The sequence below is a fragment of the Pseudomonas gingeri genome, from assembly GCF_013386115.1.
Classification (GTDB): domain Bacteria; phylum Pseudomonadota; class Gammaproteobacteria; order Pseudomonadales; family Pseudomonadaceae; genus Aquipseudomonas; species Aquipseudomonas gingeri.
In genome coordinates, this window is record NZ_JACAOR010000002.1 from 359111 (window position 1) to 384153 (window position 25043).

Below are 25043 nucleotides of genomic sequence, written 5' to 3' on the forward strand. Positions count from 1 at the left end.
TCGCCAGCAACCCGGCTCCCACAAGAACAGCGTCGAAGCAGAAAACCGATCCGATCACAGGGCTTCAAGCATGCCGCAACCGTTCATCTTCCGAACCATCGACCTGGATGGCCAGACCATCCGTACTGCGGTTCGCCCCGGCAAGCCTCATCTGACGCCCTTGCTGATCTTCAACGGCATCGGCGCCAACCTGGAGCTGGTGTTTCCGTTCGTCCAGGCGCTGGACCCGGACCTGGAAGTGATTGCCTTCGACGTCCCTGGCGTCGGCGGCTCTTCCACGCCGAACCGCCCCTATCGCTTTCCCGGCCTGGCCAAGCTCAGTGCACGCATGCTCGATTACCTGGACTATGGCCAGGTCAACGCGGTCGGCGTGTCCTGGGGCGGCGCCCTGGCCCAGCAGTTCGCCTACGACTACCCGGAGCGCTGCAAGAAGCTGATCCTCGCCGCCACCGCCGCCGGTGCGTTCATGGTCCCGGGCAAGCCCAAGGTGCTGTGGAACATGGCCAGCCCGCGCCGCTACATCCAGCCGTCCCATGTCATTCGCATCGCCCCGACCATCTATGGCGGCGCGTTCCGGCGCGACCCGAACCTGGCCGCCGAACACGCCGCCAAGGTGCGCTCGGCGGGCAAGCTGGGCTACTACTGGCAACTGTTCGCCGGCCTCGGCTGGACCAGCATCCACTGGCTGCACAAGATCCACCAGCCGACCCTGGTGCTGGCCGGCGACGACGATCCGCTGATTCCGCTGATCAATATGCGCCTGCTGGCCTGGCGTATTCCCAATGCCCAGCTACACATAATCGATGATGGTCATTTATTCCTGATCACCCGGGCCGAAGCCGTAGCTCCCATCATCATGAAATTTCTCGAGGAAGAACGTCTGCGGGCGGTCATGCACCCGCAGCCGGCGCCCTTCAAGAGTACCTAGGGTCCGTACGGGACCTCGTCGAGCGGTGATCAGGCGAGCCTGTTTTCAACGCAGCATGGTCAGCGCGCAGGCAGTTTTCGTACAGAGCCCAGGAGCTTCAATTAGCAGTAAGCCTTCCGGCAGGACGCCGGCAGAGTGCAACAGAGGCCAGGGCCGACGATCTCGTCCACCTGGTGCGATGTATTGGTTGATAGCTTGATGACGAAGGAGTGTTGACTCATGCGAGACAAACCAGCGACGGGTTCGATGCCCACCCCCGCCGCGTTCATCAACGCGCAAAGTGCGATTACCGGTCTGCGCGGCCGGGATCTGTTTTCCACCCTGCGCAGCGTCGCCACCCACGGCCTGCGCAATCCGCTGCATACCGCGCGACACGCGCTGGCCCTGGGTGGCCAGCTGGGCAAGGTGCTGCTTGGCGAAACGCCGCACAAGCCCAACCCCCAGGACCAGCGCTTCGCCGATCCGGCGTGGAGCCTGAACCCGTTCTACCGACGCAGCCTGCAAGCCTACCTGGCCTGGCAGAACCAGGTCCGGCACTGGATCGACGACAGCCAGATGAGCCAGGACGACCGGGCCCGGGCGCACTTTATCTTCGCCCTGCTCAACGATGCGGTGGCACCGTCCAACACCCTGCTCAACCCGCTGGCGGTCAAGGAACTGTTCAACTCCGGCGGCAACAGCATCGTGCGCGGCATCAGCCACCTGGTGAACGACCTGCTGCACAACAACGGGCTGCCCAGCCAGGTCACCAAGCACTCCTTCGAAGTCGGCAAGACCGTGGCCACCACCCAGGGTTCGGTGGTGTTTCGCAATGAACTGCTGGAACTGATCCAGTACCGGCCGATGAGCGAGAAGCAGTATGCGAAACCGCTGCTGATCGTGCCGCCGCAGATCAACAAGTACTACATCTTCGACCTCAGCCCCGGCAACAGCTTTGTCCAGTACGCCCTGAAGAACAGCCTGCAGGTCTTCGTGGTCAGTTGGCGCAACCCGGACGTACGGCATCGCGAGTGGGGCCTGTCGACCTATGTCGAGGCGGTGGAGGAGGCCTTGAACGTCTGCCGGGCGATCACCGCCGCTCGCGAGGTCAACCTGATGGGCGCCTGCGCCGGCGGCCTGACCATCGCCGCCCTGCAAGGCCATCTGCAAGCCAAGCGCCAGTTGCGCCGGGTCTCCAGCGCCACCTACCTGGTCAGCCTGCTCGACAGCCAGCTGGACAGCCCGGCGACCCTGTTCGCCGACGAGCAGACCCTCGAGGCCGCCAAGCGCCGCTCCTACCAGCAAGGCGTGCTCGATGGCCGGGACATGGCCAAGGTCTTCGCCTGGATGCGGCCCAACGACCTGATCTGGAACTACTGGATCAACAACTACCTGCTGGGCAAGGAACCGCCGGCCTTCGACATCCTCTACTGGAACAACGACAACACCCGCCTGCCGGCGGCGCTGCACGGCGACCTGCTGGATTTCTTCAAGCACAACCCGCTGAGTCATCCCGGCGGCCTGGAAGTCTGCGGCACGCCCATCGACCTGCAGAAGGTCACGGTCGACAGTTTCAGCGTCGGCGGCATCAACGATCACATCACGCCCTGGGATGCGGTCTATCGCTCGACCCTGCTGCTGGGCGGCGAACGCCGCTTCGTGCTGTCCAACAGCGGCCATGTGCAGAGCATCCTCAATCCGCCGGACAACCCCAAGGCCAACTACATCGACAACCCCAAGCTCAGCAGCGACCCTCGGGCCTGGTACTACGACGGCAAGCAGGTGGCGGGCAGTTGGTGGACGCAATGGCTGGAGTGGATCCAGGCCCGCTCCGGCGCCCTGGAAGAAACCCGGATGACATTGGGCAATGCGAACTACCCACCCATGGAGGCAGCACCCGGCACTTATGTGCGAGTGCGTTGACTATCACCGGACACGGCTGCCCGGCAGCCGTGACGAACTGCCGGATCGACCTAAGAAGACTGGATGAAAACCCGCGATCGGATTCTTGAATGTGCGCTGCAACTGTTCAACCAGAAGGGCGAACCCAATGTTTCGACCATGGAAATTGCCAATGAAATGGGAATCAGCCCAGGCAATCTCTACTATCACTTCCATGGCAAGGAGCCGTTGGTGCTCGGCCTGTTCGAGCGCTTCCAGGAAGAACTGACGCCACTGCTGGACCCGCCGGCGGATGTCGAACTGGCGCCCGAGGACTACTGGTTTTTCCTGCACCTGATCGTCGAGCGCCTGGCTCACTACCGTTTCCTGTTCCAGGACCTGTCCAACCTCGCCGGCCGCCTGCCCAGGCTCGCCAAGGGCATCCGCAACCTGCTCAACGCCCTCAAGCGGACCCTCGCCTCCCTGCTGGCGCGCCTGAAGGCCCAGGGTTTTCTGGTCAGTGAAACCCAGGCACTGGGGCAGTTGGTGGAGCAGATCACCCTGACGCTGCTGTTCTCGCTGGATTATCAGCGGATCATCGGGCGCGAGGGCGAAGTGCGCCTGGTGGTGTACCAGATCATGATGCTGGTGGCGCCTCACCTGCTGCCCCCGGCGCGGGTGGTGACGGAGCAGATGGCGTTGCGGTATCTCGAAGATCACGACTGACAGCTGAGTATTGCGGCGCCTGTTCCACTCCCTTCGCAGGAACGGGTGACACAGCTCCTGAGACCCAAACAAAAACGCCCGACCTTCACAGGCCGGGCGTTTTCGTTCAGCGGAGCACGACTCAGGACTGAGGCGTGGATGCCGCCGGGGCTGGTGCAACAGCCGGAGTCGCTGGAGCCGCCGGGGCCACCGAGTTGGTGGTCGGTGCGACAGCCGGCTTGGCCGCAGCGGGAGCCGCTGGCTTCGGCGCCGCCGGTTTGGCCGCCGCAGGCTTTTTCGCCGCGGCCGGCTTGGCGGCTGGTTTTGCCGCGGGCTTGGCCGCCGGCTTGGCTGCAGGTTTCGCCGCCGCGGGTTTGGCCGCGGGTTTCACTGCCGGTTTGGCAGCAGGCTTGGACGCTACAGGCTTGGCCGCCGGTTTTGCGGCAGGCTTGGCGGCTGCGGTCTTGGCAGCAGGCTTGGCGGCAGGTTTCGCCACCGGCTTGGCGGCGGCTTTGGCTGCCGGTTTCGCTGCCGGCTTGGCCGCCGCGGTTTTCGCCGCAGGCTTGGCGGCAGGTTTCGCCGCGGCCTTGACCAGTGGCTTGGCCGCCGGTTTCGCCGCAGGCTTGGCAGCGGCGGGTTTCGTCGAGGCCGGAGTCACCGAGCGACCGGTCAGCTTCTCGATCTGCTTGGTCAGGGTATCGACCTTGCTGTGCAGCGCCTTCACTTCATTGCGGCTGGGCACGCCCAGGCGCGAAATGGCGCTGTTCAGGCGCTTGTCGAAAGCCCCTTCCAGTTCGTCCCACTTGCCCAGTGCGCGATCCTTGACACCGCTGATGCGCGACTTGGCCGAACCGGCGGAGTCCTTGGCGGCCTCGACGGTTTTACCGACGGCACTCTTGGTCAGTTTCTCGGCCTTTTCGCCGTCCTTTACCAGGGTCTCGAAGAGCTTGCTGCCGTCACTGTCGATCTTCGAGTACACGCCTAAACCAGCAAGCCAGATTTTGCGGGAATACTCTTCAACCTTCCCGATCCACGAGCTGCCTTCTTTCTCAGTATTCTTTTTGCCAGCCATCCCGTTCTCCTTAATGTTTACGCGCGACACGTTCGAGCAACGCCGTCAACTCATCGAGCTTAGCAGACAGTGTCTCTACGTCATGTTTAGACGGAATCCCGATGCGATTCAAGGCACTGGCGACACGGTTGTCGAAAGCTTTCTCGACCCTGTCCAGTTGCACTTCGACCTTGCCCCTGAGGCTGCTGACATCGTTCTTCACGTTGTCGATCTGGCTGTTGGCGGCTTCAAGCTTCGCATCAACAACCTTTTTGCCTTCTTTTTCAACGCCTTGGCCGGCTTTCACGAGTTCATTGAAGTACTCGCTGCCTTCCTTGCCGACCTTGGTATAGGCCCCCAGGCCCGCCAACCAGATCTTGCGGGCATAGACTTTCACGTCAGCCAGGGCGGTGGACTGAACGTCGGATTTTTTCTTCAGACTGACTTTGGCCATGGTGCACCTCACGCGAGAACGGTTGGAGGAACTGCCCGCAGGAATTGGGGCTCATGCACAAAGTAATGACAAAAATTAGAATGGGCACCCTAACCGCACGATGTCCCGTCGCCCTTGCCCGTGGCAACCGGGCTCAGGCGCAGGACCCGGGTGGCAGCGGGTCAGGCCAGGGCCTTGTCCAGCGCCTTCTCGATCTCGGCCTTGATGGTGCCGCTCATGGCCGACATCAGCATGCCCAACTCGACATCCACCTTGATCCGGTCCTCGGCGATCTGCACTTCGCCGCTGACACCGGAACGCTTGAGACTCACGGTATCGCCCGACCAGCGCGGCGCGAGGCCGTACTGCTCGGCCAGTTTGCGCACCAGCACTTCGGCTTTCTCACGAGCGCCTGCCAGACCAAGGTGGTGGGCACGCTCGACACTAATCCGGGCCATCGATTGACTCCTGTTCTATAGAGATACGCCGGGCCGGCCTTGAACCACGCTGCGTCAATCGGCCCCGGTCACCCACTATACTTACATTCCGCCTTTGCCAAGACAAAGCCGGCCACCGGGATTAGAATGGCCCGCATTCTCTTCTGGTGACAGCGATATGACTGATCAGCGCAAAGGCAGCGATGCCGAACCCACCACCCACTTCGGCTTCAAGAACGTGCCGGAAAGCCAAAAGGCGGAAAAAGTCGCTGAGGTTTTCCACTCGGTCGCGGCCAAGTACGACCTGATGAACGACGTGCTCTCCGGCGGCATGCACCGCCTGTGGAAGCGCTTCACCATCGAGCTGTCGGGCGTGCGCGCCGGTAACCGGGTGCTGGATATCGCCGGCGGTACCGGCGACCTGACCAAAAAGTTCTCGCACCTGGTAGGCCCCACCGGCCAGGTGGTGCTGGCCGACATCAACGCCTCCATGCTCAAGGTCGGTCGTGACCGCCTGCTGGACCTGGGCGTGGCCGGCAACGTCGAGTTCGTCCAGGCCGATGCGGAGAAGCTGCCGTTCCCGGACAACCATTTCGACTGCGTGACCATCGCCTTCGGCCTGCGCAACGTCACCCACAAGGAAGACGCCCTGCGCTCCATGCTGCGGGTACTCAAGCCGGGCGGGCGCCTGCTGGTGCTGGAGTTCTCCAAGCCGACCAACAAGCTGATGTCCAAGGTCTACGACGCCTATTCGTTCGCCTTCATGCCCCTGGCCGGCAAGCTGATCACCAATGACTCGGAAAGCTATCGCTACCTGGCCGAATCGATCCGCATGCACCCGAACCAGGAAACCCTGAAGTCGATGATGGTGGACGCCGGTTTCGACCGCGTGACCTATCACAACATGACCGCGGGCATCGTCGCCCTGCATCGCGGCATCAAGCCCTGATGGTGCTCAGCGGCCTGCTCGCCGGTGTCGAACACGGCCTCAACCGGGTGCTGCGTCTCGACAGCACCGCCCTGGGCCGCCTCGCGCACCTGAGCGGCAAGGTCATCGAGGTCGACAGTCCGGCCTTGACGCTGTTCATCCTGCCCGGCGATGACGGCCTGATGCTGGCCGCCCACTGGGCCGCCGGCGCCGACTGCATTCTCCGCGCGCCGACCACCAGCCTGCTGAGCCTGGCCCTGAGCAAGGACAAGACAGCGATCCTGCACGGCCCGGATGTGCACCTGGAAGGCGACAGCGCGGTGCTGCTGGACCTCGCCGCCGTGCTGCAGGACCTGGAGCTGGACTGGGAGTACGAACTCTCGCGCTGGCTCGGCCCGGTGGCCACGCAACTGATCAGCGGTCACCTGCGCAGCCGCGCCGGCTGGTATCGCCAGGGGTTCGCCAGCCTCAACCAGAACCTCGCCGAATACCTCAGCGAAGAATCCCGGGCATTGGTCGGCAAGCACGAGGCCGAAGCCCGTTTCGCCGAACTCGACCGGATCAAGCTAGATTTAGAACGACTCGAGGCGCGCTTCGAACGCCTCTCCCGATCCCTCAACTCCAGCGATAACGCATGAAGCTGCTTGCCGTCCGCCGTCTGTTGCGCATCCAGCGCGTCGTGATCCGCTACCGTCTCGATGACCTGCTGTTCGAGCTGCCCCTGCCCTGGTTTCTCCTGGCCCTGCGCTTTGCCCTGCCGTGGCGCTGGTTCCCGCGCAAGCCGCTGGTACTGAGCCGTGGCGCGCGGCTGCGCCTGGCGCTGCAGGACCTGGGGCCGATCTTCATCAAGTTCGGGCAGATTCTCTCGACCCGCCGCGACCTGCTGCCCGAGGACATCGCCGACGAACTGATGCTGCTGCAGGACCGCGTACCGCCGTTCGACTCGCAAAAGGCCGTGGACCTGATCGAGTCGCAACTGGGCAAGAAGATCAGCGAGGTCTTCAGCCGTTTCGACATCGAACCGCTGGCCTCGGCCTCGGTGGCCCAGGTCCACGCCGCCCAGCTGAAAAGCGGCGAGGAAGTGGTGGTGAAGGTCATCCGCCCGGGGCTCAAGCCGATCATCGCCCAGGACCTGGCGTGGCTGTTCATCCTCGCCCGCGCCGCCGAACGGGTCTCGTCCGACGCGCGCCTGCTGCACCCGGTGGACGTGGTCAGCGACTACGAGAAGACCATCTACGACGAGCTCGACCTGCTGCGCGAGGCGGCCAACGCCAGCCAGTTGCGCCGCAACTTCGAAGGCTCGGAGATGATGTACGTGCCCCAGGTCTACTGGGACTGGTGCCGGCCGAAAGTGCTGGTGATGGAGCGCATCTACGGCATCCAGGTCACGGACCTGGCGACCCTCGCCGACCAGCGCACCGACATGAAGATGCTCGCCGAGCGCGGCGTGGAGATCTTCTTCACCCAGGTGTTCCGCGACAGCTTCTTCCACGCCGACATGCACCCCGGCAACATCTTCGTCAGCACCGTCAATCCGTGGAGCCCGCAGTACATCGCCATCGACTGCGGCATCGTCGGCAGCCTGACCCCGCAGGACCAGGATTACCTGGCACGCAACCTGTTCGCTTTCTTCAAGCGTGACTACCGGCGCGTCGCCCAGTTGCACATCGATTCGGGCTGGGTACCGGCGCACACCAAGCTCAACGAATTCGAGGCGGCGATCCGCACCGTCTGCGAGCCGATCTTCGAAAAACCGCTGAAGGACATCTCCTTCGGCCAGGTGTTGATGCGCCTGTTCCAGACCGCGCGGCGCTTCAACATGGAGGTCCAGCCGCAACTGGTGCTGCTGCAGAAGACCCTGCTCAATATCGAGGGCCTGGGCCGCCAGCTGTACCCGGACCTGGACCTGTGGAGCACCGCCCAGCCGTTCCTCGAACGCTGGATGCGCGAGCGGGTCAGCCCGAAAACCCTGCTGGGCAACCTGCAGAGCCAGGTCGAACAACTGCCGCACCTGGCCGACATGACCCGCGACCTGCTCGAACGCCTGTCGCAGCCCCATGCCGCCGATCCCGAACCGAAATGGAAAAAACGCAAGGACGACTGGCTGCTGCGCCTGCTCGGTTCGCTGCACCTGGGGGGCGGCGCCTTCCTTGCCGCCGGCGGACCGCTGCACGAGCTGGGGCACTGGCCGGCGGCGATCATGGTGGCCATCGGTTTGTATCTGGTCGTGCGCCGATAGCCAGTGAGGCCGCCGGCTGGCAAACTGTCCATTCGCCGAGGCCCCACCACGCAGGTCGGGCCCGGTTGTCGGAGTCGAAGATGAAAGACTGGCTGGACGAGATCAAATGGGACAGCGACGGCCTGGTGCCGGCCATTGCCCAGGATCACAAGACCGGGCGCGTGCTGATGATGGCCTGGATGAACCGCGAGGCATTGCAACTGACCGCCCGCGAAAACCGCGCCATCTACTGGTCGCGCTCCCGTGGCAGACTGTGGCGCAAGGGCGAGGAGTCCGGGCATGTACAGCACCTGCACGAAATGCGCCTGGACTGTGACGCCGACGTGATCATCCTGATGGTCGAGCAGGTCGGCGATATCGCCTGCCACACCGGCCGCCAGAGCTGCTTCTACCGCGTTTATGAAAACGACGGCTGGAAGACGGTCGATCCGGTCCTCAAGGACCCGCACAGCATCTACGCAGCAGGACACTGAACATGACTGACACCCTGACCCGCCTGGCCCAGGTGCTGGAAGAGCGCAAAGGTGCCGCCGCCGACAGCTCGTACGTCGCCAGCCTGTACCACAAGGGCCTGAACAAGATTCTGGAGAAGGTCGGCGAAGAGTCGGTCGAGACCATCATTGCCGCCAAGGACGCCGCCATCAGCGGCGATTGCAGCGATGTGATCTACGAAACCGCCGATTTGTGGTTCCACAGCCTGGTCATGCTCGCCCAACTGGGGCAGCATCCGCAGGCCGTGCTGGATGAGTTGGACCGTCGCTTCGGATTGTCCGGACACGTCGAGAAAGCCTCGCGCCCGTCCGCCTGAACAACTTTTAGAGAGGAGCAGCACCATGGGCATTTTTGACTGGAAACACTGGATCGTCATCCTGGTTGTTGTCGTGCTGGTGTTTGGCACCAAGAAACTCAAGAACCTCGGCACCGATGTCGGCGAGTCGATCAAGGGCTTTCGCAAGGCCATGAACGACGACGAAAAACCTGCCGAGCCGGGCGTACCGCCAGTCGCACAGCCGGCCCCACCGGTACAGCCACAGGCCGCTGCCCAGCAGAACACGCCGCACACCATCGACGTGCAGGCGCAGAAAGTGGAAGAGCTCGTAAACAAAGAGCCCCGCAATCATTCGTGAGTGCTGACTAATGTTCGGTATCAGCTTCAGTGAACTGCTGCTCGTCGGCCTCGTGGCCCTGCTGGTCCTCGGCCCCGAGCGCCTGCCGGGCGCCGCGCGCACGGCGGGCCTGTGGGTCGGGCGCCTGAAACGCAGCTTCAACGCGATCAAGCAGGAAGTGGAACGGGAAATCGGTGCCGACGAGATTCGTCGGCAACTGCACAACGAACACATCCTGTCCCTGGAGCAGGAAGCCCGCAAGATCCTGTCGCCGGTCCAGGAACCGACGACTCCGCCGGTCGCCGAACAGACGATTCACCCTGTAGCCGCGCCAGGCCTGCCGGACGAACCAGTGCCAGGCGATCTGCCGTCGACCACCGTGCCGGCCAGCGAAGCAGTGCCGGTACTCGGTGCCGTCGAACCGGCCCCGCACGTGGCGACGCCGACCGAAGCCGCTGTTCCCGCGCCGACGCCCAGTGCGCCAGCTTCTCATGACCCTACTTTGCCGCCGCGAGCCCCATGAGCGATATTCCGGAAAACGACCAGCACATGCCGCTGGTTTCGCACCTCACCGAGTTGCGCACCCGCCTGCTGCGTTGTGTCGCGGCGATCTTCCTGATCTTTGCCGGGCTGTTCTCCTTTACCCAGCAGATCTACACCTTCGTCTCCACGCCGTTGCGCCAGTACCTGCCGACCGGGGCGACGATGATCGCCACCGACGTCTCGTCGCCCTTCCTGACGCCGCTCAAGCTGACCATGATGGTCTCGCTGTTCCTGGCGATCCCGGTGATCCTGCACCAGATCTGGGGGTTTATCGCCCCCGGCCTGTACAAGCATGAAAAGCGCATCGCCGTGCCGTTGCTGGTGTCGAGCATCGCGCTGTTCTACACCGGCATGGCGTTCGCCTACTATCTGGTGTTTCCGCTGATCTTCAAGTTCTTCGCCGCCGCCACCCCGGCCGGCGTGGAAATGATGACCGACATCACCAGCTACCTCGACTTCGTCATGACGCTGTTCTTCGCCTTCGGCGTGGCCTTTGAAATCCCGGTGGCCGTGGTGCTGCTGGTGTGGATCGGCGTGGTCGACGTCAAGTACCTGAAGAAAATCCGTCCGTACGTGGTCATCGGCTGCTTCGTGGTCGGCATGATCCTGACTCCGCCGGACGTGTTCTCCCAGACACTGCTGGCCGTACCGATGTGGCTGCTGTTCGAGATCGGCATCCTGTTCGGCAGCCTGGTCAGCAAGCGTGGCGAGCACCCGCAGGACGCCCCCAGCGACAACGACGCCCAACCGCCAGCGCCGCAAGCGTGAACCTGCTGCTGCTGGAAGAGGCCGACTTCATCGCGGCCGACCAGGTGGTGCTGCGTGATCGGCGCCTGACCCATATGCAGGAAGTCCACCGGGTGGCGCTGGGCGACAACCTGCGGGTGGGACGCATCGGTGGCCTGATGGGCAATGCCGAAGTCGTGCGCCTGGAGGCCGGCGAAGCGCAGCTGCGGGTCAGCCTCGACCAGCCGCCACCGGCCAAGCTGCCACTGACCCTGGTCCTCGCCCTGCCACGCCCGAAGATGCTCCGCCGGGTGTTCCAGACCATCGCCACCATGGGCGTGCCCAAGGTGGTGCTGGTCAACAGCTACCGCGTGGAAAAGAGCTTCTGGCAGACCCCCTTCCTCGAACCCGAGGCGATTCGCGAGCAGCTGGTTCTCGGACTGGAGCAGACCCGCGATACCGTGCTGCCCGAAGTGATCATCGAGAAACGCTTCAAGCCATTCGTCGAAGACCGCCTGCCCGCCATCAGCGCAGGCACCCTGGGGCTGGTCGGCCATCCCGGCAACTACCCGCCCTGCCCGCGCGGACTGGATGAGCCGGTGACACTGGCCATCGGCCCGGAAGGCGGCTGGATCCCCTACGAAATCGACCTGCTGGCCAGGTCCGGCCTGCAACCGGTACAGCTCGGCGAGCGCATCCTGCGGGTCGAGACCGCCGTCACCGCCCTGCTCGCCCGTCTGTTCTGACCAGCCGTCCCGCGCCCGCTTCAGTTTCAGGGGCACGGGCCGATATACCGGCACTACTAAAATAAATCTGCCGCCAGGCTTACGAGCACCTGTCAGGAGTCCGTCCCATGTACCGTTGGTTAGCCCAGAACCTGGGTAATGTGAGCGTCAATCTGAAACTCGGCATCGGCTTCAGCCTGGTGCTGCTGCTGACAGTCGTGATCACCTTCACCGGTTGGACCGGCCTGAGTTCGGTGATCAGTCGCGGCGACAAGCTGGGCTATATCTCCAGCCTCAACCTGTTGACCAAGGACCTGCGCATCGCCCGCCTGGACTATGAAATGCGCAAGGGCGAACAGGGCCCCGGCGTGGTCAGCGACCTGCTGGGCAAGCTGGAAAGCGGCCTGCAGAGTGCCCGCAAGCAGGTGGAAACCCCGGAAAGCATCACCCTGATCGACCAGCAACTGGCGGCCCTCACGGAATACAAGCGGGCCTTCGCCGATATGATCCAGGCCATGCAGAATCGCGAGAGCGCTCGCAGCGCGCTCGGGGCCAACGCCGACAATGCCGTCGCCAAGGTCGCCGAGGTGGAGAAATCCATGCTGCAGGGCGACAGCGTCGCCCAGTTCAACAGCGTGGTCGACCTCAGCAAGCAACTGCAGCAGTCCCGCTACCAGGTCCGCGGCTACACCTACAGCGGCAAAAGCGATGCCGAACAACCGGCCCTGGAGGCCATCGACAGCGCCCTGGGCACCCTCGCCAGCCTGCCGGCCAAATTGCCGGAACAGCACCAGGCCAACCTCCAGCAGGCGGGCGAGTCCTTCAAGGCCTACCGGGCCGCCGTCGGCGCCTTCCGCGACTCCCAGGTCGCCAGCGCCCAGGCGCTCAAGCGCATGGAAGAGCAAGGCAACAAACTGCTGGGACTCAGCGATCAGTTGACCGAGTTGCAGACCGGCCGCCGTGACAGCGACGCGGCCAACGCGAAAAACATGCTCGGCATCGCCACCGTCCTGGCCCTGCTGTTCGGCGTGATCGCCGCCTGGGCCATCACCCGCCAGATCGTGATTCCGCTGCAACAGACCCTCAAGGTCGTCGAGCGCGTGGCCGCGGGCGATCTGAGCCAGGACCTGGAAACCAGCCGCCGCGACGAACTCGGCCAGTTGCAGCGGGCCATGCACAGCATGACCGTCAGCCTGCGCAAGCTGATCGGCGGTATCAGCGACGGCGTCACCCAGATCGCCAGCGCCGCCGAGCAACTGTCCGCCGTCACCGAGCAGACCAGTGCCGGGGTCAACAGCCAGAAGGTCGAGACCGACCAGGTCGCCACGGCCATGCACGAGATGACCGCCACCGTGCAGGAAGTCGCGCGCAACGCCGAGGAAGCCTCGGAAGCCGCCGCCGCGGCGGACCAGCAGGCCCGCGAAGGCGACAGGGTGGTCGGCGAGGCCATCGCCCAGATCGAACGCCTGGCGACCGAAGTCGGCAACTCCACCGCGGCCATGAGCCATCTCAAGGCCGAAAGCGACAAGATCGGCAGCGTGCTCGACGTGATCAAGTCGGTGGCCCAGCAGACCAACCTGCTGGCCCTCAACGCCGCCATCGAGGCGGCCCGCGCCGGTGAGGCCGGGCGCGGTTTCGCCGTGGTCGCCGATGAAGTGCGCAGCCTGGCCCTGCGTACGCAGAAGTCCACCGAAGAGATCGAGGAACTGATCGTCGGCCTGCAAAGCGGCACCCAGCAGGTGGCGAACATCATGGACAACAGTCGCGGCCTGACCGACAGCAGCGTCGAACTGACCCGTCGCGCCGGCGGCTCGCTGGAAAGCATCACCCGCACCGTGTCGGCGATCCAGGCGATGAACCAGCAGATCGCCGCCGCCGCCGAACAGCAGAGCGCCACCGCGGAAGAGATCAACCGCAGCGTGCTGAATGTACGGGACGTTTCCGAGCAGACCTCGTCGGCCAGTGAAGAAACGGCCGCCTCCAGCATCGAACTGGCGCGCCTGGGCAATCACCTGCAGGTGCTGGTCAGCCATTTCCGCCTGTAACGCCCCATAGGGCGGGGAGGCCGACCAGGCCTCCCAACTCCTTCAAACACAAGGGAATTCCCCTACAGCCTGATCAGGTCAGGTCTCCCGCCGGAAAGCCGATGAGAGGACATCGCCCGACGCATTCATGCGCCGGGCTCGACCACTTATCCGCCTGGCAGGAGATCCACCATGTTTCCTCGGTTTGCCCATGCATTAATCGACCGCAGCGTCCGCTTCAAGCTGTCCCTGGGTTTCGGCCTGGTGCTGCAACTGACACTCGTCATCACCGCCACCGGCTGGTACGCCCTGCAACACACCATCGAGCATTCGCACCAACTGTCGATCATTGCCCGGCTCAGCCATATCACCAAGGACATGCGCGCCGACCGCATTGCCTTTCGGGTCCTGAACGACACCCGGAGCCAGGACAATGTCAGGCGCCAGCTGGCCGAGATCAACCAGCACCTGGGCGCGCTGCGTGAACGCATCGAGGACCCCGCCTACCAGGACCTGCTGGAAAGACAGCGCGGCAGCCTCGCTGCCTTCCAGGATGCCCTCGACGAGCTGGGCCGGGCGGTCGACGACCGCGAACGCCTGCGCTCGCAACTGGCCGCAGACCTGGAACAGGCCAGCCTGACCGTGGCCAGGACCCAGGCCAGTGTCCTGGTGGCCAGCGGCACCTTCGGTACAGGTATCGAGTGGCAGCCACTGGTCGCCGCTATTGAGCAGTTGCGCCAACAGATCGAGCACAGCCACGACAGCGTGGAAACCCCGGCCTACACCTTCGCCTCGCCGCAAGACTATTCACAGCAGGCGCTCCAGGCCATCGAACGGCTCGACGAGATACTGCAACAGATCAGGCAACGTATCGGCAGCCTGCCGGCGACGGTCATCGGCGACCCGGCAGCCCTCGTCGCGACCCTCACCACCTACCAGGCCAGCCTTATGCAGTTTCGCGAGGCACAGACGCAAACCGCCACCCTGCACGAGCGCATGGAAACCCTGGGAGGGCTGTTGCTCGACGGCAATGACGCCCTGAGCCTGGGCCAGACAGAAAAGCGCGACCGCGACACCCGCCGCTCGAACAGGGTGCTGATCGCCGTTGCCGCGCTGGCCCTGCTGATCGGTGCCTTGTCCGCCTGGGTCATCAGCACCCAGATCCTGGTCCCCCTCAAGCGCAGCCTCAAGGTCGCCGAGCACATCGCCGCCGGCGACCTGAGCCGCGATATCCGGGTCGAACGCGGCGACGAAATGGGCCAGTTGCAGCAAGCCCTGCAACGCATGAGCCAGGGCCTGCGTGAACTGGTCGGCGGTATCGGCCAGGGCACCGCCCGCGTGGCCGGGGCTGCCCGCCAGTTGTCCGGCAGCACCGAGCAGACCAGCACCCGCATTGGCCGGCAGCGTGACGAAATCGACCAGATCGCCACGGCGATGAAACAGATGACCGCCACCGCCCGGGAGGTCGCGCAGCATGCCGAGGCCGCGTCCCTGGCTGCCAACCAGGCCGAGCAGCAGGCCAGGGACGGCGACCGGGCGGTGGCCGAGAGCATCGGGCAGATTGTCCAGCTGGAGCAGGAAATGCAGCAGTGCACCGCGGCGATGACCACCCTCAAGCAGGAGAGCGAGAAAATCGGCGGCGTGCTGGATGTGATCAAGTCGGTCTCGCTGCAAACCAACCTGCTGGCACTCAATGCCACGATCGAGGCGGCCAGGGCCGGCGAGGCCGGGCGGGGTTTTGCGGTGGTCGCCGACGAAGTCCGCAGCCTGGCGCAACGCACCCAGGACTCGACCGAGGAGATCGAAGGCCTGGTCAGCGCCTTGCAGAACGGTACCCAGCAAGTGGCGCAACGCCTGGACAAAAGCCGCGGCCTGAGCCGCAGCAGCGTCGAGTCCAGCCGACGCAGCGGCAGCAAACTGACGGGCATCAGCCGCAGCGTGTCGCAGATCCTCGGAATGAACGAGCAGATTGCCGCCGCCGGCGAACAACAGAGCATCGTCGCCGAACAGATCAGTCGCAGCGTGCTGCAGGTGCGGGACATGTCCCAGCAGACCGCCCACACCTGCGACGAGACCGCCGCCGCCAGCCTGCAACTGAGCCAGCTCGGGGCTCAGTTGCAGCGCCTGGTGGAGCGCTTCAAGGTGTGAACCTCAGTCGATCTCGGCCAGCCAGGCGGTTTCCTTGAACCACTTGTCATGGATCCGATCATAGGTGCCGTCTTCGGCGATCTGGTGGAGGAAGTGGTTGATCCAGTTCAGGCTGTCGTGATCGCCCTTCTTCAGGCCGAAGGCCAGGGGCTCGTAGGTGAAGGGCTGCTCCAGGCAGAGCAGTTTGCCCTGGCCCAGCTTGTTCACCGCCACCAGGTTGTAGGGCGCATCATGGATAAAGGCATCGGCCTTGCCGTCGATCACGTCCTGCACGCCCTCTTCCTCGGTGGCGTAGCTGACCAGCTGGGCCTTGCCGATCATTCGCCTGGCGACTATCTCACCGGTGGTGCCGGCCTTGACCCGCAGGCGGTAGCCGGGTTCGTTCAGGTCCTCGAAGCTCTGCACCTTGTTCGCCAGCGCCAGGGGGATCAACAGCGTCTGTCCGACCACGATAAAGGGATCGCTGAAATTCAACCGCAGGTTGCGCTCCTGGGTCAGGGTCATGCCGCTGGCGACCAGATCGGTCTTGCCCGCCAGCAGATTGGGGATCAGTTCCGGGTAGCCGCTGGGCAACAACTCCAGCTTCACCCCCAGGGACTTGCTCATCTCATGCAACAGGTCGATTTCGAAGCCCACGACCCGCCCCTGCCTGTCCGTCATCTGGAATGGCATATAGGTCGGGTTGGTACCGACCTTGAGGCTTCCGCGCCTGACCGCCTCGTCGATGGCCCCCGCCTGGAGCCAGCAGGCGTGGAAGAGCGTGACAGCGCCCAGCAACAGTATCGACAGATACCTTTTCGTCATGAAGATTCCTTGGTCCATTTCCCGATGATGCCAGCCGCTCCTGGCACGCTGTGCACAACCACAGTCGCCAGCAGGCCTGGCCGGCACGATTTCGGGGTGCGATCCTAACGTACTCGATCACGCTGCCATACGGCGCCGGGCGGGTCTTTTGTTACCAAATGACAATAGATGCGGGGAGGTGCGGGAGGGGAAATACGCGGTAACGATGAGCCTGCATCCCCCCTGGGCCGACGGCCTCGGGGGGATGGATTCAGGCGGGATGGATCAGGCCGGCTGACCGGCCACCGAGGCCGGTTGCAGTGGCAACAGCGGCGCATGGGGATCGGCCTTGACCGAATCACGCCAGGCCGCCAGCCACTCGGCATGGCCTTCGCTCCAGACCTGCGCATGCAGGCGGGCCAGGGCCACCGGATCGCTCAGCAGTTGCAGGCGCGAGTGGTTGTCCAGCGCCGCCGGACCGACCTTCAACGCATGCCGCACGCGCTCGATACGCAGCCATTCGATCGGCTCGGCCTGACCGTGGCGGGCAGTCGCCAGGGCGCACGCCAGGGCGTTCTGCTGCGGATCGACCACGGCCCGGACAAAACCGTCGTTCAGCGCATGCCAGCGGTTTTCATGGGTGTACTCGTCCGTGGCCAGCAGCGCCTGGGGCGGGTTGTATTCCTCGGGGATGAGGAACAGGCTCTCGTCCTTCGAACGCAGGCCCAGGTTGACCCGGCTGGAGATCACCGACACCGGGATCGACAGCATCAGCGAACCGACGATCGGCACCAGCCACCAGAGGAAACTCGGGTTGAGCCAGACCACCAGCAGGGCCCAGAGCGCTCCCAGCAAGGTCTGCGGACCGTGGCGGCGAACCGCCTCGCTCCACGGTGTGGAGTCGTCGTCACGCTGCGGCGAATTCCAGGTCGCCGCCCAGCCGAGGAACGCGGCCAGGACGAAGCGGGTGTGGAAAATCATCCGTACCGGCGCCAGCAGCATGGAGAACAGCATCTCCAGCAGCATCGACAGGGTCACCTTGAACTTGCCGCCGAACTCTTTCGCGCCCTTGGCCCAGATCAGGATGATGCTCAACAGCTTGGGCAGGAACAGCAGCACGATGGTGGTGGAGAACAGCGCCACCGCCTTGTCCGGATGCCATTGCGGCCACAGCGGATAAAGCTGGCGCGGCTCCATGAAGTACTGCGGCTCCATCAGCGTGTTAACCGCCAGCAGGGCCGTCGACAGCACCAGGAAGAAGAACCACAGCGGCGCCGACAGGTAGGACATCACGCCGGTGAGGAACACCGCGCGGTGCACCGGGTGCATGCCCTTGACCAGGAACAGCCGGAAGTTCATCAGGTTGCCGTGGCACCAGCGGCGGTCGCGCTTGAGCTCGTCCAGCAGGTTCGGCGGCAGTTCTTCATAGCTGCCGGGCAGGTCGTAGGCAATCCACACGCCCCAGCCGGCGCGGCGCATCAGCGCGGCTTCGACGAAGTCGTGGGAGAGGATCGCACCGGCGAACGCGCCTTTGCCGGGCAACGGCGCCAGGGCGCAGTGCTCGATGAACGGCTTCATGCGGATGATCGCGTTGTGGCCCCAGTAGTGGGACTCGCCCAACTGCCAGAAGTGCAGGCCGGCGGTGAACAGCGGGCCGTAGACGCGGGTCGCGAACTGCTGCATGCGTGCGTAGAGGGTGTCCATGCCCGACGCCCGCGGCGCGGTCTGGATGATCCCGGCGTCCGGCGTGGCTTCCATCAGGCGCACCAGGCTGGTCAGGCATTCGCCGCTCATGACGCTGTCGGCGTCGAGCACCACCATGTACTTGTAGTCGCCACCCCAGCGCCGGCAGAAGTCGTCCAGGTTGCCGCTCTTGCGTTTTACCCGGCGACGGCGACGGCGGTAGAAGATCCGGCCGAAGCCCGAGGCTTCGCGACAGACATCCAGCCAGGCCTGTTGCTCGGCGACGCAGATATCGGTGTCGTTACTGTCGCTGAGGACAAAGAAGTCGAAGCGATCCAGGTCACCGGTGGCCGCGACCGACTCGAAGGTCGCCCGCAGGCCGGCAAAGACCCGTGGCACATCCTCGTTGCAGATCGGCATGACGATGGCGGTACGCGCGTCCTGGGCAATCGGCTCGCTGCCGGCGCTGGCCCCCGAGATGCGGTACTTGTCGTGCCCGGTCAGGAGTTCGAGGAAGCCCATCAGGGCCGTCCAGAAGCCCGCCGAGACCCAGCAGAACAGAATCCCGAAGAGCACCAGGATGCTGGTCTGCAGGGCATACGGCAGCACTTGCTGGGCCGTCTGCAGCAGCGGTTGGCGCATCACTTCGTTGAGATCGACGAAGGACCAGCCCTGGTACGGCATGATGCCTTTCATGTACCAGCCGGCGACGATGGTCTGGCCCAGCATCAGCACCAAGAGGATGTAGCGACGGATCGAGCCCACGGTGCGCCAGCGCGCATGGGGCAGGTCGCGCTTGTCATCCTTGGGTGCCGGCGGGTTGCTGCGCCCGGTCAGGCGGCGCCAGCCACGCACCAGGATATTGGTGCGCCAGGGCTCGGGGACGACCCGGGTCCGGCGAATCGGCGGCGTGGCCTTGAGGCAGACCCGGCCACTGGCGTCGACCACGAGCATCTCGGCGTCTTCCAGCTCGGCGGCCGAGTTGAGGGTCAGGCGGCGTCCCACCGAGGCTTGCGCGGCCTCGGCGGAGTCGACGGACGGATGGGCGCTGAGGCGCTCATGCAGCTCGGCGAACGAGCCGCAGCTCGCCAGCTCGGCGCGCTGCTCGGCGCTCAGCGGCAGGTGCGCCAGGTACTCGGAGAGAGTCTCTGGCTGGGCGATTGAATTACTCATCGGCAGGCAACTGGTAGCTCCAGGTCTCGGTCAGGACTTGTTCAGTCTTCACCGGTTCCGGGGTGGTAGGGGCAGCCTCGGGAGCCGGCGCCGGGGCGTCATGCTCTTTCTTGTCCTTGGCCTTGTTATCCGCGCCCTTGGCCGCGTCTTTGTCCTGGGCCTTGGCTTCTTTCTCTTGAGCCTTGGCTTCCTTTTCCTGGGTCTTGGCCGCAACCTTGTCGGCCTTGACCACCTGGGACGAAGCCTTGGCCGGCTCAGGCGCGACGATGTCCTTGACCAGGGCCGCACGCATCTCGGTGGACTTGCCCGGATCCTTGATCTTCAGGCGCAGGGTCAGGCGCCAGCCCTGGGTTTCCGGGTTGTAGCGCAGGCTGTTTTCCACCACTTCGGCGTTGTCGCCGACGCTGACCTGGCTGCGTACCGGCGCATCTTCCGGCAAGGCCTTGAGGGAAGGCCCCTCGAAGTCCACCAGGTAGGCGACGCTGCCGTCCGGCTGGCGGATCAGGTTCGATTGCTTGACGTCACCTGTGGACTTCAGGGTTTGCTTGACCCAGGCGCTGTCCGGCGAGTGCAGGGCGGCTTCGTCCTGGGTCCAGTGCATGCGATAGGCGAAGTTCATCGCTTCACCCGGCTGGGCGAGCTTTTCCGGGTTCCAGAAAGCCACGATGTTGTCGTTGGTTTCGTCGGCGGTCGGGATCTCGACCAGATCGACGGTGCCCTTGCCCCAATCGCCCTTCGGCTCGATCCAGGCGCTCGGGCGCTTGTCGTAGCGGTCGTCGAGGTCTTCGTAGTGGCTGAAGTCACGACCACGTTGCAGCAGGCCGAAACCACGCGGGTTCTCCACGGAGAAGTTGCTCACCGCCAGGTGTTTCGGGTTGTTCAGCGGGCGCCACAGCCATTCGCCGTTGCCGGCATGGATCGACAGGCCGCTGGAATCGTGCAGTTCGCGACGGTAGTTGAGGACTTTCGACGGCTGGTTGGCACCGAACAGGAACATGCTGGTCAGCGGGGCCACGCCCAGCTTGCCGACCTTGTCACGCAGGAACATCTGCGCCTTCACGTCGACGATGGTGTCGCTGCCCGGACGCAGGATCAGCCGGTAGGCACCGGTGGCCCGTGGCGAATCGAGCAGGGCGAAGATCACCAGGTGCTTGTCGGTCGGCTTGGGCTGCTGGATCCAGAACTCGGTGAAGCGCGGGAATTCCTCGCCGGACGGCAATGCGGTATCGATCGCCATGCCACGGGCGGACAGGCCATAGGTGTGGCCCTTGCCGACGACGCGGAAGTAACTCGCGCCGAGCATGGTCATGATTTCGTCCTGCTTGTCGGCCTTGTTGATCGGGTAAAGCACGCGGAAACCGGCATAACCCAGTTGTTCGGTGGTTTTAGGATCGAACTTCATGTCGCCGAAATCGAAACGGCTCGGGTCGTACTTGATCTCCGAGACATCGTTGGCGGTGATTTCGTTGATTTTCACCGGTGTGTCGAAATGCATGCCCTGGTGATAGAACGACAGCTTGAACGGGGTCTTCTGATCGGCCCATTCGGCCTTGTCGGTCAGGAAGCGGATTTTCTGATAGTCCGCAAACTTCATCTCACGAAATTCGTTCGGCAGATTGCTGCGCGGAGCTTCGTACTTCTGCCCGGCCAGGGTCTTCGCCTTGGCCGCCACATCGTCCAGATTGAATGCAAAGAGTTGGCCGGCACTGAGCAGGCAAAGCAGTGCGGAACCCGTCACCAGTGCTTTTCGTAACCCTTTGGCAGTCAATTTTGGTGCATTACAGGGACTAACAATCACGAGCAACCCTCGCCGAAAACAGATCAAAAAACCAACGGCTAGCTATCTATATGCCAGGTTGGCGAGCATTGTTCCGACTCCCCTGGGGCAAAATGATTCCCCAAACGGTGTCGGACAAGTCTCTACCTAAGTCAAAATGGACCAACGAACGCTGATCCCCATAGCGCGCGATTATCTAGTAGGCCGCGTTACAACGCATCAGGCGAAACAAAGTATTTATCGACAAAACCCCCTGTTTTCAGCCCGATACGTCGTTTTTGGTGCTTTCAGGTCTGTAACAGGAAGGTTACCGGGCCATCATTGACCAGATGCACCTTCATATCCGCCCCGAAACGCCCCGTCGCCACTTGGCCATGCAATCGTTGCGCCTGTGCCACTACATAGTCGAAAAGTGCCTCGGCGACCGCCGGAGGCGCCGCCATGGAGAAGCTCGGGCGCAATCCGCTGCCGGTATCGGCAGCCAGGGTGAACTGCGATACCAGCAGCAGCCCGCCACCGATGTCCGCCAGGGAAAGGTTCATCTTGCCCTGGGGATCGCTGAACACCCGATAGTTAAGCAGCTTCTTCAGAAGTTTGTCGGCACAGGCACGGGTGTCGTCGGGCTCGACGGCCAGCAGCACCAGCAACCCCTGGTCGATGGCACCGACCACCTCCCCCGCGACCTCGACCCGCGCGCCACTGACACGCTGCAGCAGGGCCTTCATGCTTCTTCGGGAGGCAGATCGAGCAGGCGCCGGGCCATCTGGCTGGCGGCGCGCACCAGCGCATCGGTGATCCCCGGCTCCGACGCGGCGTGACCGGCATCGCGGATTACCTGCAGCTCGCTGTTGGGCCAGGCCTGATGCAACTCCCAGGCGTTGTCCAGCGGGCAGATCACATCGTAGCGGCCATGCACGATCACACCCGGCAGATGGGCGATCTTGTCCATGTCGCGAATCAGCTGGTTGGGTTCAAGGAACGCATTGTTGGTGAAGTAGTGGCACTCGATCCGGGCAATCGACAGGGCACGCTGCGGTTCGGAGAAGCGATCGACCACCAGCGGGTTGGGGCGCAGGGTCGCGGTGCGGCCTTCCCAGGTCGACCAGGCCTTGGCGGCATGCATCTGGGCGATCTGGTCGTTGCCGGTCAGGCGTTTGTGGAAGGCGGTCAGCAGGTCGCCGCGCTCGTCCAGCGGGATCGGCGCCAGGTAATCCTGCCAGTAGTCCGGGAACAGGCGACTGGCGCCGGCCTGGTAGAACCACTCGATTTCCTGCGGACGGCACAGAAAGATGCCCCGCAGGATCAGGCCATGGACCCGCTCCGGATGGGTCTGGGCGTAGGCCAGGGCCAGGGTCGAGCCCCAGGAACCGCCGAACAGCACCCATTTGTCGATCCCCAGGTGCTCGCGAATCCGCTCCAGGTCCGCCACCAGATCCCAGGTGGTGTTGTTTTCCAGGCTGGCGTGGGGAGTCGAACGGCCACAGCCACGCTGGTCGAACGTGACGATACGGTACAGGTTGGGGTCGAAGTAGCGACGACTCTGGGCATCACAGCCGGCACCCGGGCCGCCGTGAATGAATACCACCGGCAAGCCCTCGGGCGAGCCGCTTTCGTCGACGTACAGCACATGCGGCTCATCCACGGCCAGATCGTGCCGGGCGTAGGGTTTGATCTGCGGGTACAAAGTCTGCATCACGCGCTCCGTAAGGGTCGAGGTCATCCCTGGGGGGACTTCTATTATTCTGCCGTCCGGCATCATAAACCCGAATTGCCGAAACGGCATGCCCTTGTCAAAAGCGCCGCCGCGCAACCCCTCCCCAGGCGCCTAGCCGTTCGGTCAGTGTTCAAATCGGTTCAATAAACGTTTCAATACCCAGGGTAAAACCGAGCGGCAGGAGCTGCTCCACCGGGCTATCAGAGCCAGACATGAAAGGGAGTTTCGAATGTGCCAGTACCGCTTGCCCGACCTGCTTTCCTACCCGGAAAAAGCCATTATCGTCGCCGACAACGAAATGTTTATCCGTGGCCTCTGCGAACTGGGGCTGGAAGCCAGCCTGCTGGGATCGCTGGAACAACTGCCCGCCCACAGCCTGGGCTTTTCCTTTTCCAGCCAGGGCGCCCGGCAGTTCTACCAGCGCGCGGCGCGAACCGGCCACAAGCAGACGCTGCTATGCCCGCTGCATGTCTTCGAGCCCAGCCTGGAAAACGCCCTTTACAGCCTGATGCTGTTGTTGCGCAGCAACTTTGCCGATTGCCTGCAACGCCAACAGGACACCCTGAGGCTGTTGAGTGGCCAGCAACGGTTGCGCCTGAGCAGTGCCAGCAGCCGGGCCGAGGTCTGGCTCGATCACCATTCAACGCCCTATGCCATGACCCGCGACGAGATCGGCAGCAACTTCGTGCTGTCGGTCACCGAGCTGTTCGAGGTGCACTATGCCCATATGAATCCGGACGGCCCCGATCTGTTCCAGGTCAGCGGCGTGCTGCATGTCAGCGGCCTGTTGATGTCCCGGGGCAGCCGGGCCCAGTCGCTGCCGCACGAGCTGGTGGTCGACATGCAGGCGCTGGCCACCAACGTCGCCCGCCACGATGCCTGGCTGCAGGTCGAGCGCAATCGGGTGCTCTCGCTCAAGGTCGCGGGCCGGGAGTACGTCGACCTGTTGCGCCGGGCCGCCGGCAAGCGCGGGCTGCTGCTCAGCGAATTTGCCATCGGGGTCAATGACGCCATCGGACCGAACATCAACTACAGCCACAACTCGCCGATGAACGAAGGCATCAGGGGTGTCCACGTGGCCATCGGGGATGGGGCCAGCGGCTATCACATCGACTTTCTCAGCCCCGGGGTCGAGGTGCTTCCCCTGTAGGAGCCGGCTTGCCGGCGAAGAGGCCGGTGAGTCTTGCACCGCCTGAGCGGATGCCATCGCCGGCAAGCCGGCCCCTACCAGGGTTTCATGAGCCGTGGCTGTCAGCGGCCGTAGCGCTCGCGTCCCCAGGCCAGCAACCCTTGCAGCAGCTCCCTGAGCACGACCCGCGTCGGCTCGGCCAGGTCGCTGCGGTAGTTGAACGGTTCGAACTCTTCCATGTAGGTGCACTGGCCCAGTTCCAGTTGCACGGCATGGATGTGCTCGGCGGGATGGCCGTAGTGACGGGTGATATGACCGCCCTTGAAACGCCCGTTGAGCACATGGCTGTAGGCCGGATGGCCGGCACAGATCGCTTCCAGGCGCGACGCGAGTTGTGGATCGCAGGCCGCGCCATTGAACGTGCCGAGGTTGAAGTCCGGCAGCTTGCCCTCGAACAGGTGCGGGATCACCGAGCGGATCGAGTGGGCATCGAACAGCAGCGCATAGCCGAACTCGGCCTTGAGCCGCGCCAGTTCATCCCGCAGAGTGCGGTGATACGGCGTCCACACCTGTTCCAGGTAGGTCGCCCGCTCCTCGGCGGACGGCACCTGGCCGTCCTGGAACAGCGGCACGCCGTCGAACAGCGTCGCCGGGTAGAGGCCGGTGGTGGCACCGACATACAACGGCTTGTCGTCGGACGGGCGGTTGAGGTCGATGACAAACCGCGAATACTCGGCCGCCAGGGTGCTGGCACCCAGCTCCTCGGCGAAGTCATACAGCCGTGGAATATGCCAGTCGGTATCCGGCAGGCTGCGGGCCTCGGGAATCAGCCCGTCCCTGACCGCCGGGGTCAGTTTCAACCCGGCGTGGGGCATGCTGATCAGCAACGGCACGCGGCCTTGTTTGAAGCTCAGAACGTTATCCACAACCA

At 63.9% G+C, this 25043-nt stretch carries 24 protein-coding genes and 2 pseudogenes; 17 read left to right on the forward strand and 9 right to left on the reverse strand.

The features are described from left to right. The first annotated feature begins 70 nt into the window (after window positions 1–70). The 3 genes from phaZ to HX881_RS06370 all read left to right on the forward strand — a co-directional run bounded on the left by phaZ (window position 71) and on the right by HX881_RS06370 (window position 3514). Window positions 71–928 carry a poly(3-hydroxyalkanoate) depolymerase gene (phaZ, locus tag HX881_RS06360; RefSeq protein ID WP_103032937.1) on the forward strand — a complete coding sequence of 286 codons (858 nt, stop codon included), beginning with the start codon at window positions 71–73 and terminating at the stop codon, window positions 926–928. Window positions 929–1147: 219 nt separating this feature from the next. Further along, complete coding sequence (phaC, locus tag HX881_RS06365) at window positions 1148–2830, forward strand: class II poly(R)-hydroxyalkanoic acid synthase (protein ID WP_177083503.1); 1683 nt, start codon at window positions 1148–1150, stop codon at window positions 2828–2830. A gap of 63 nt (window positions 2831–2893) precedes the next feature. Beyond that, window positions 2894–3514, forward strand: a complete 621-nt coding sequence (locus HX881_RS06370; protein ID WP_017126926.1) for a TetR/AcrR family transcriptional regulator — start codon at window positions 2894–2896, stop codon at window positions 3512–3514. A 121-nt stretch (window positions 3515–3635) separates the two neighbouring features. Here the strand turns inward: HX881_RS06370 and HX881_RS06375 are convergent, their stop codons facing one another. The 3 genes from HX881_RS06375 to HX881_RS06385 form a co-directional block, all read right to left on the reverse strand. Beyond that, complete coding sequence (locus tag HX881_RS06375) at window positions 3636–4565, reverse strand: phasin family protein (RefSeq protein WP_177083505.1); 930 nt, start codon at window positions 4563–4565, stop codon at window positions 3636–3638. Between the two features lie 10 nt (window positions 4566–4575). Beyond that, window positions 4576–4998, reverse strand: coding sequence for a phasin family protein (locus HX881_RS06380; protein WP_017126929.1), 423 nt, complete (start codon window positions 4996–4998; stop codon window positions 4576–4578). 161 nt (window positions 4999–5159) lie between these two features. Next, complete coding sequence (locus HX881_RS06385) at window positions 5160–5435, reverse strand: polyhydroxyalkanoic acid system family protein (RefSeq protein WP_017126930.1); 276 nt, start codon at window positions 5433–5435, stop codon at window positions 5160–5162. A gap of 157 nt (window positions 5436–5592) precedes the next feature. On the opposite strand from HX881_RS06385, the gene ubiE reads away from it, so the two are divergent. From ubiE to HX881_RS33145, 13 genes and pseudogenes are all read left to right on the forward strand, one after another. After that, entirely contained in the window at window positions 5593–6363 is a 771-nt protein-coding gene (ubiE, locus tag HX881_RS06390) for a bifunctional demethylmenaquinone methyltransferase/2-methoxy-6-polyprenyl-1,4-benzoquinol methylase UbiE (RefSeq protein WP_017126931.1), read from the forward strand. After that, entirely contained in the window at window positions 6363–6980 is a 618-nt protein-coding gene (locus HX881_RS06395) for a ubiquinone biosynthesis accessory factor UbiJ (RefSeq protein ID WP_177083507.1), read from the forward strand. Before ubiE ends, HX881_RS06395 begins: the two co-directional genes overlap by 1 nt. Beyond that, window positions 6977–8581 carry a ubiquinone biosynthesis regulatory protein kinase UbiB gene (ubiB, locus tag HX881_RS06400; RefSeq protein WP_177083509.1) on the forward strand — a complete coding sequence of 535 codons (1605 nt, stop codon included), beginning with the start codon at window positions 6977–6979 and terminating at the stop codon, window positions 8579–8581. The genes HX881_RS06395 and ubiB overlap by 4 nt, the downstream gene beginning before the upstream one ends. A gap of 80 nt (window positions 8582–8661) precedes the next feature. Next, entirely contained in the window at window positions 8662–9054 is a 393-nt protein-coding gene (gene hisI / locus HX881_RS06405) for a phosphoribosyl-AMP cyclohydrolase (protein WP_017126934.1), read from the forward strand. 2 nt (window positions 9055–9056) lie between these two features. After that, entirely contained in the window at window positions 9057–9389 is a 333-nt protein-coding gene (locus HX881_RS06410) for a phosphoribosyl-ATP diphosphatase (RefSeq protein ID WP_017126935.1), read from the forward strand. Between the two features lie 25 nt (window positions 9390–9414). Next, window positions 9415–9708: a twin-arginine translocase TatA/TatE family subunit gene (locus tag HX881_RS06415; RefSeq protein WP_017126936.1), complete on the forward strand. Its 294-nt coding sequence runs from the start codon at window positions 9415–9417 to the stop codon at window positions 9706–9708. A gap of 10 nt (window positions 9709–9718) precedes the next feature. After that, window positions 9719–10210, forward strand: a complete 492-nt coding sequence (gene tatB / locus HX881_RS06420; protein WP_177083511.1) for a Sec-independent protein translocase protein TatB — start codon at window positions 9719–9721, stop codon at window positions 10208–10210. Further along, on the forward strand, window positions 10207–10998 hold the full coding sequence (gene tatC / locus HX881_RS06425) for a twin-arginine translocase subunit TatC (RefSeq protein ID WP_017126938.1): 792 nt from the start codon (window positions 10207–10209) through the stop codon (window positions 10996–10998). The genes tatB and tatC overlap by 4 nt, the downstream gene beginning before the upstream one ends. Further along, entirely contained in the window at window positions 10995–11702 is a 708-nt protein-coding gene (locus tag HX881_RS06430) for a 16S rRNA (uracil(1498)-N(3))-methyltransferase (protein WP_017126939.1), read from the forward strand. Before tatC ends, HX881_RS06430 begins: the two co-directional genes overlap by 4 nt. Before the next feature lie 107 nt (window positions 11703–11809). Then, a pseudogene (locus HX881_RS33130) lies at window positions 11810–12868 on the forward strand (methyl-accepting chemotaxis protein); the annotation flags it as partial. 144 nt (window positions 12869–13012) lie between these two features. Then, window positions 13013–13726, forward strand: a complete 714-nt coding sequence (locus tag HX881_RS33135; RefSeq protein WP_377652947.1) for a methyl-accepting chemotaxis protein — start codon at window positions 13013–13015, stop codon at window positions 13724–13726. Window positions 13727–13897: 171 nt separating this feature from the next. After that, window positions 13898–14998 (forward strand): annotated as a pseudogene (locus HX881_RS33140) (methyl-accepting chemotaxis protein); the annotation flags it as partial. 141 nt (window positions 14999–15139) lie between these two features. Continuing rightward, window positions 15140–15853: a methyl-accepting chemotaxis protein gene (locus HX881_RS33145; RefSeq protein WP_425503461.1), complete on the forward strand. Its 714-nt coding sequence runs from the start codon at window positions 15140–15142 to the stop codon at window positions 15851–15853. Between the two features lie 3 nt (window positions 15854–15856). Here HX881_RS33145 and HX881_RS06445 read toward each other — a convergent pair whose 3' ends face one another. The 5 genes from HX881_RS06445 to pip form a co-directional block, all read right to left on the reverse strand. After that, window positions 15857–16657 (reverse strand): transporter substrate-binding domain-containing protein, encoded by an 801-nt coding sequence (locus HX881_RS06445; RefSeq protein WP_017126941.1) that lies wholly within the window; start codon window positions 16655–16657, stop codon window positions 15857–15859. A gap of 264 nt (window positions 16658–16921) precedes the next feature. Further along, window positions 16922–19492 carry a glucans biosynthesis glucosyltransferase MdoH gene (gene mdoH, locus HX881_RS06450; protein WP_177083521.1) on the reverse strand — a complete coding sequence of 857 codons (2571 nt, stop codon included), beginning with the start codon at window positions 19490–19492 and terminating at the stop codon, window positions 16922–16924. Continuing rightward, entirely contained in the window at window positions 19485–21290 is a 1806-nt protein-coding gene (locus HX881_RS06455; RefSeq protein ID WP_042935690.1) for a glucan biosynthesis protein G, read from the reverse strand. The genes mdoH and HX881_RS06455 overlap by 8 nt, the downstream gene beginning before the upstream one ends. Window positions 21291–21556: 266 nt before the next feature. Next, window positions 21557–21994, reverse strand: a complete 438-nt coding sequence (dtd, locus tag HX881_RS06460; RefSeq protein WP_177083525.1) for a D-aminoacyl-tRNA deacylase — start codon at window positions 21992–21994, stop codon at window positions 21557–21559. Next, window positions 21991–22962: a prolyl aminopeptidase gene (gene pip / locus HX881_RS06465; RefSeq protein WP_177063455.1), complete on the reverse strand. Its 972-nt coding sequence runs from the start codon at window positions 22960–22962 to the stop codon at window positions 21991–21993. The genes dtd and pip overlap by 4 nt, the downstream gene beginning before the upstream one ends. A gap of 250 nt (window positions 22963–23212) precedes the next feature. Here pip and HX881_RS06470 point away from each other — a divergent pair, with 250 nt between their 5' ends. Continuing rightward, the gene (locus tag HX881_RS06470; RefSeq protein WP_177083527.1) at window positions 23213–24133 is read left to right on the forward strand and encodes a CgnE/CgnB domain-containing protein; all 921 of its coding nucleotides are present in this window, start codon (window positions 23213–23215) and stop codon (window positions 24131–24133) included. 101 nt (window positions 24134–24234) lie between these two features. Here the strand turns inward: HX881_RS06470 and hutG are convergent, their stop codons facing one another. Further along, complete coding sequence (gene hutG / locus HX881_RS06475; RefSeq protein ID WP_177083528.1) at window positions 24235–25038, reverse strand: N-formylglutamate deformylase; 804 nt, start codon at window positions 25036–25038, stop codon at window positions 24235–24237. Window positions 25039–25043: the final 5 nt, after the last annotated feature.

Coding starts and splice junctions, on each gene's coding strand:
- phaZ (WP_103032937.1), top strand. CDS start 71: ATGCCGCAACCGTTCATCTTCCGAACCATCGACCTGGATGGCCAGACC.
- phaC (WP_177083503.1), top strand. CDS start 1,148: ATGCGAGACAAACCAGCGACGGGTTCGATGCCCACCCCCGCCGCGTTC.
- HX881_RS06370 (WP_017126926.1), top strand. CDS start 2,894: ATGAAAACCCGCGATCGGATTCTTGAATGTGCGCTGCAACTGTTCAAC.
- HX881_RS06375 (WP_177083505.1), bottom strand. CDS start 4,565: ATGGCTGGCAAAAAGAATACTGAGAAAGAAGGCAGCTCGTGGATCGGG.
- HX881_RS06380 (WP_017126929.1), bottom strand. CDS start 4,998: ATGGCCAAAGTCAGTCTGAAGAAAAAATCCGACGTTCAGTCCACCGCC.
- HX881_RS06385 (WP_017126930.1), bottom strand. CDS start 5,435: ATGGCCCGGATTAGTGTCGAGCGTGCCCACCACCTTGGTCTGGCAGGC.
- ubiE (WP_017126931.1), top strand. CDS start 5,593: ATGACTGATCAGCGCAAAGGCAGCGATGCCGAACCCACCACCCACTTC.
- HX881_RS06395 (WP_177083507.1), top strand. CDS start 6,363: ATGGTGCTCAGCGGCCTGCTCGCCGGTGTCGAACACGGCCTCAACCGG.
- ubiB (WP_177083509.1), top strand. CDS start 6,977: ATGAAGCTGCTTGCCGTCCGCCGTCTGTTGCGCATCCAGCGCGTCGTG.
- hisI (WP_017126934.1), top strand. CDS start 8,662: ATGAAAGACTGGCTGGACGAGATCAAATGGGACAGCGACGGCCTGGTG.
- HX881_RS06410 (WP_017126935.1), top strand. CDS start 9,057: ATGACTGACACCCTGACCCGCCTGGCCCAGGTGCTGGAAGAGCGCAAA.
- HX881_RS06415 (WP_017126936.1), top strand. CDS start 9,415: ATGGGCATTTTTGACTGGAAACACTGGATCGTCATCCTGGTTGTTGTC.
- tatB (WP_177083511.1), top strand. CDS start 9,719: ATGTTCGGTATCAGCTTCAGTGAACTGCTGCTCGTCGGCCTCGTGGCC.
- tatC (WP_017126938.1), top strand. CDS start 10,207: ATGAGCGATATTCCGGAAAACGACCAGCACATGCCGCTGGTTTCGCAC.
- HX881_RS33135 (WP_377652947.1), top strand. CDS start 13,013: ATGCACGAGATGACCGCCACCGTGCAGGAAGTCGCGCGCAACGCCGAG.
- HX881_RS33145 (WP_425503461.1), top strand. CDS start 15,140: ATGAAACAGATGACCGCCACCGCCCGGGAGGTCGCGCAGCATGCCGAG.
- HX881_RS06445 (WP_017126941.1), bottom strand. CDS start 16,657: ATGACGAAAAGGTATCTGTCGATACTGTTGCTGGGCGCTGTCACGCTC.
- mdoH (WP_177083521.1), bottom strand. CDS start 19,492: ATGAGTAATTCAATCGCCCAGCCAGAGACTCTCTCCGAGTACCTGGCG.
- dtd (WP_177083525.1), bottom strand. CDS start 21,994: ATGAAGGCCCTGCTGCAGCGTGTCAGTGGCGCGCGGGTCGAGGTCGCG.
- pip (WP_177063455.1), bottom strand. CDS start 22,962: ATGCAGACTTTGTACCCGCAGATCAAACCCTACGCCCGGCACGATCTG.
- HX881_RS06470 (WP_177083527.1), top strand. CDS start 23,213: ATGTGCCAGTACCGCTTGCCCGACCTGCTTTCCTACCCGGAAAAAGCC.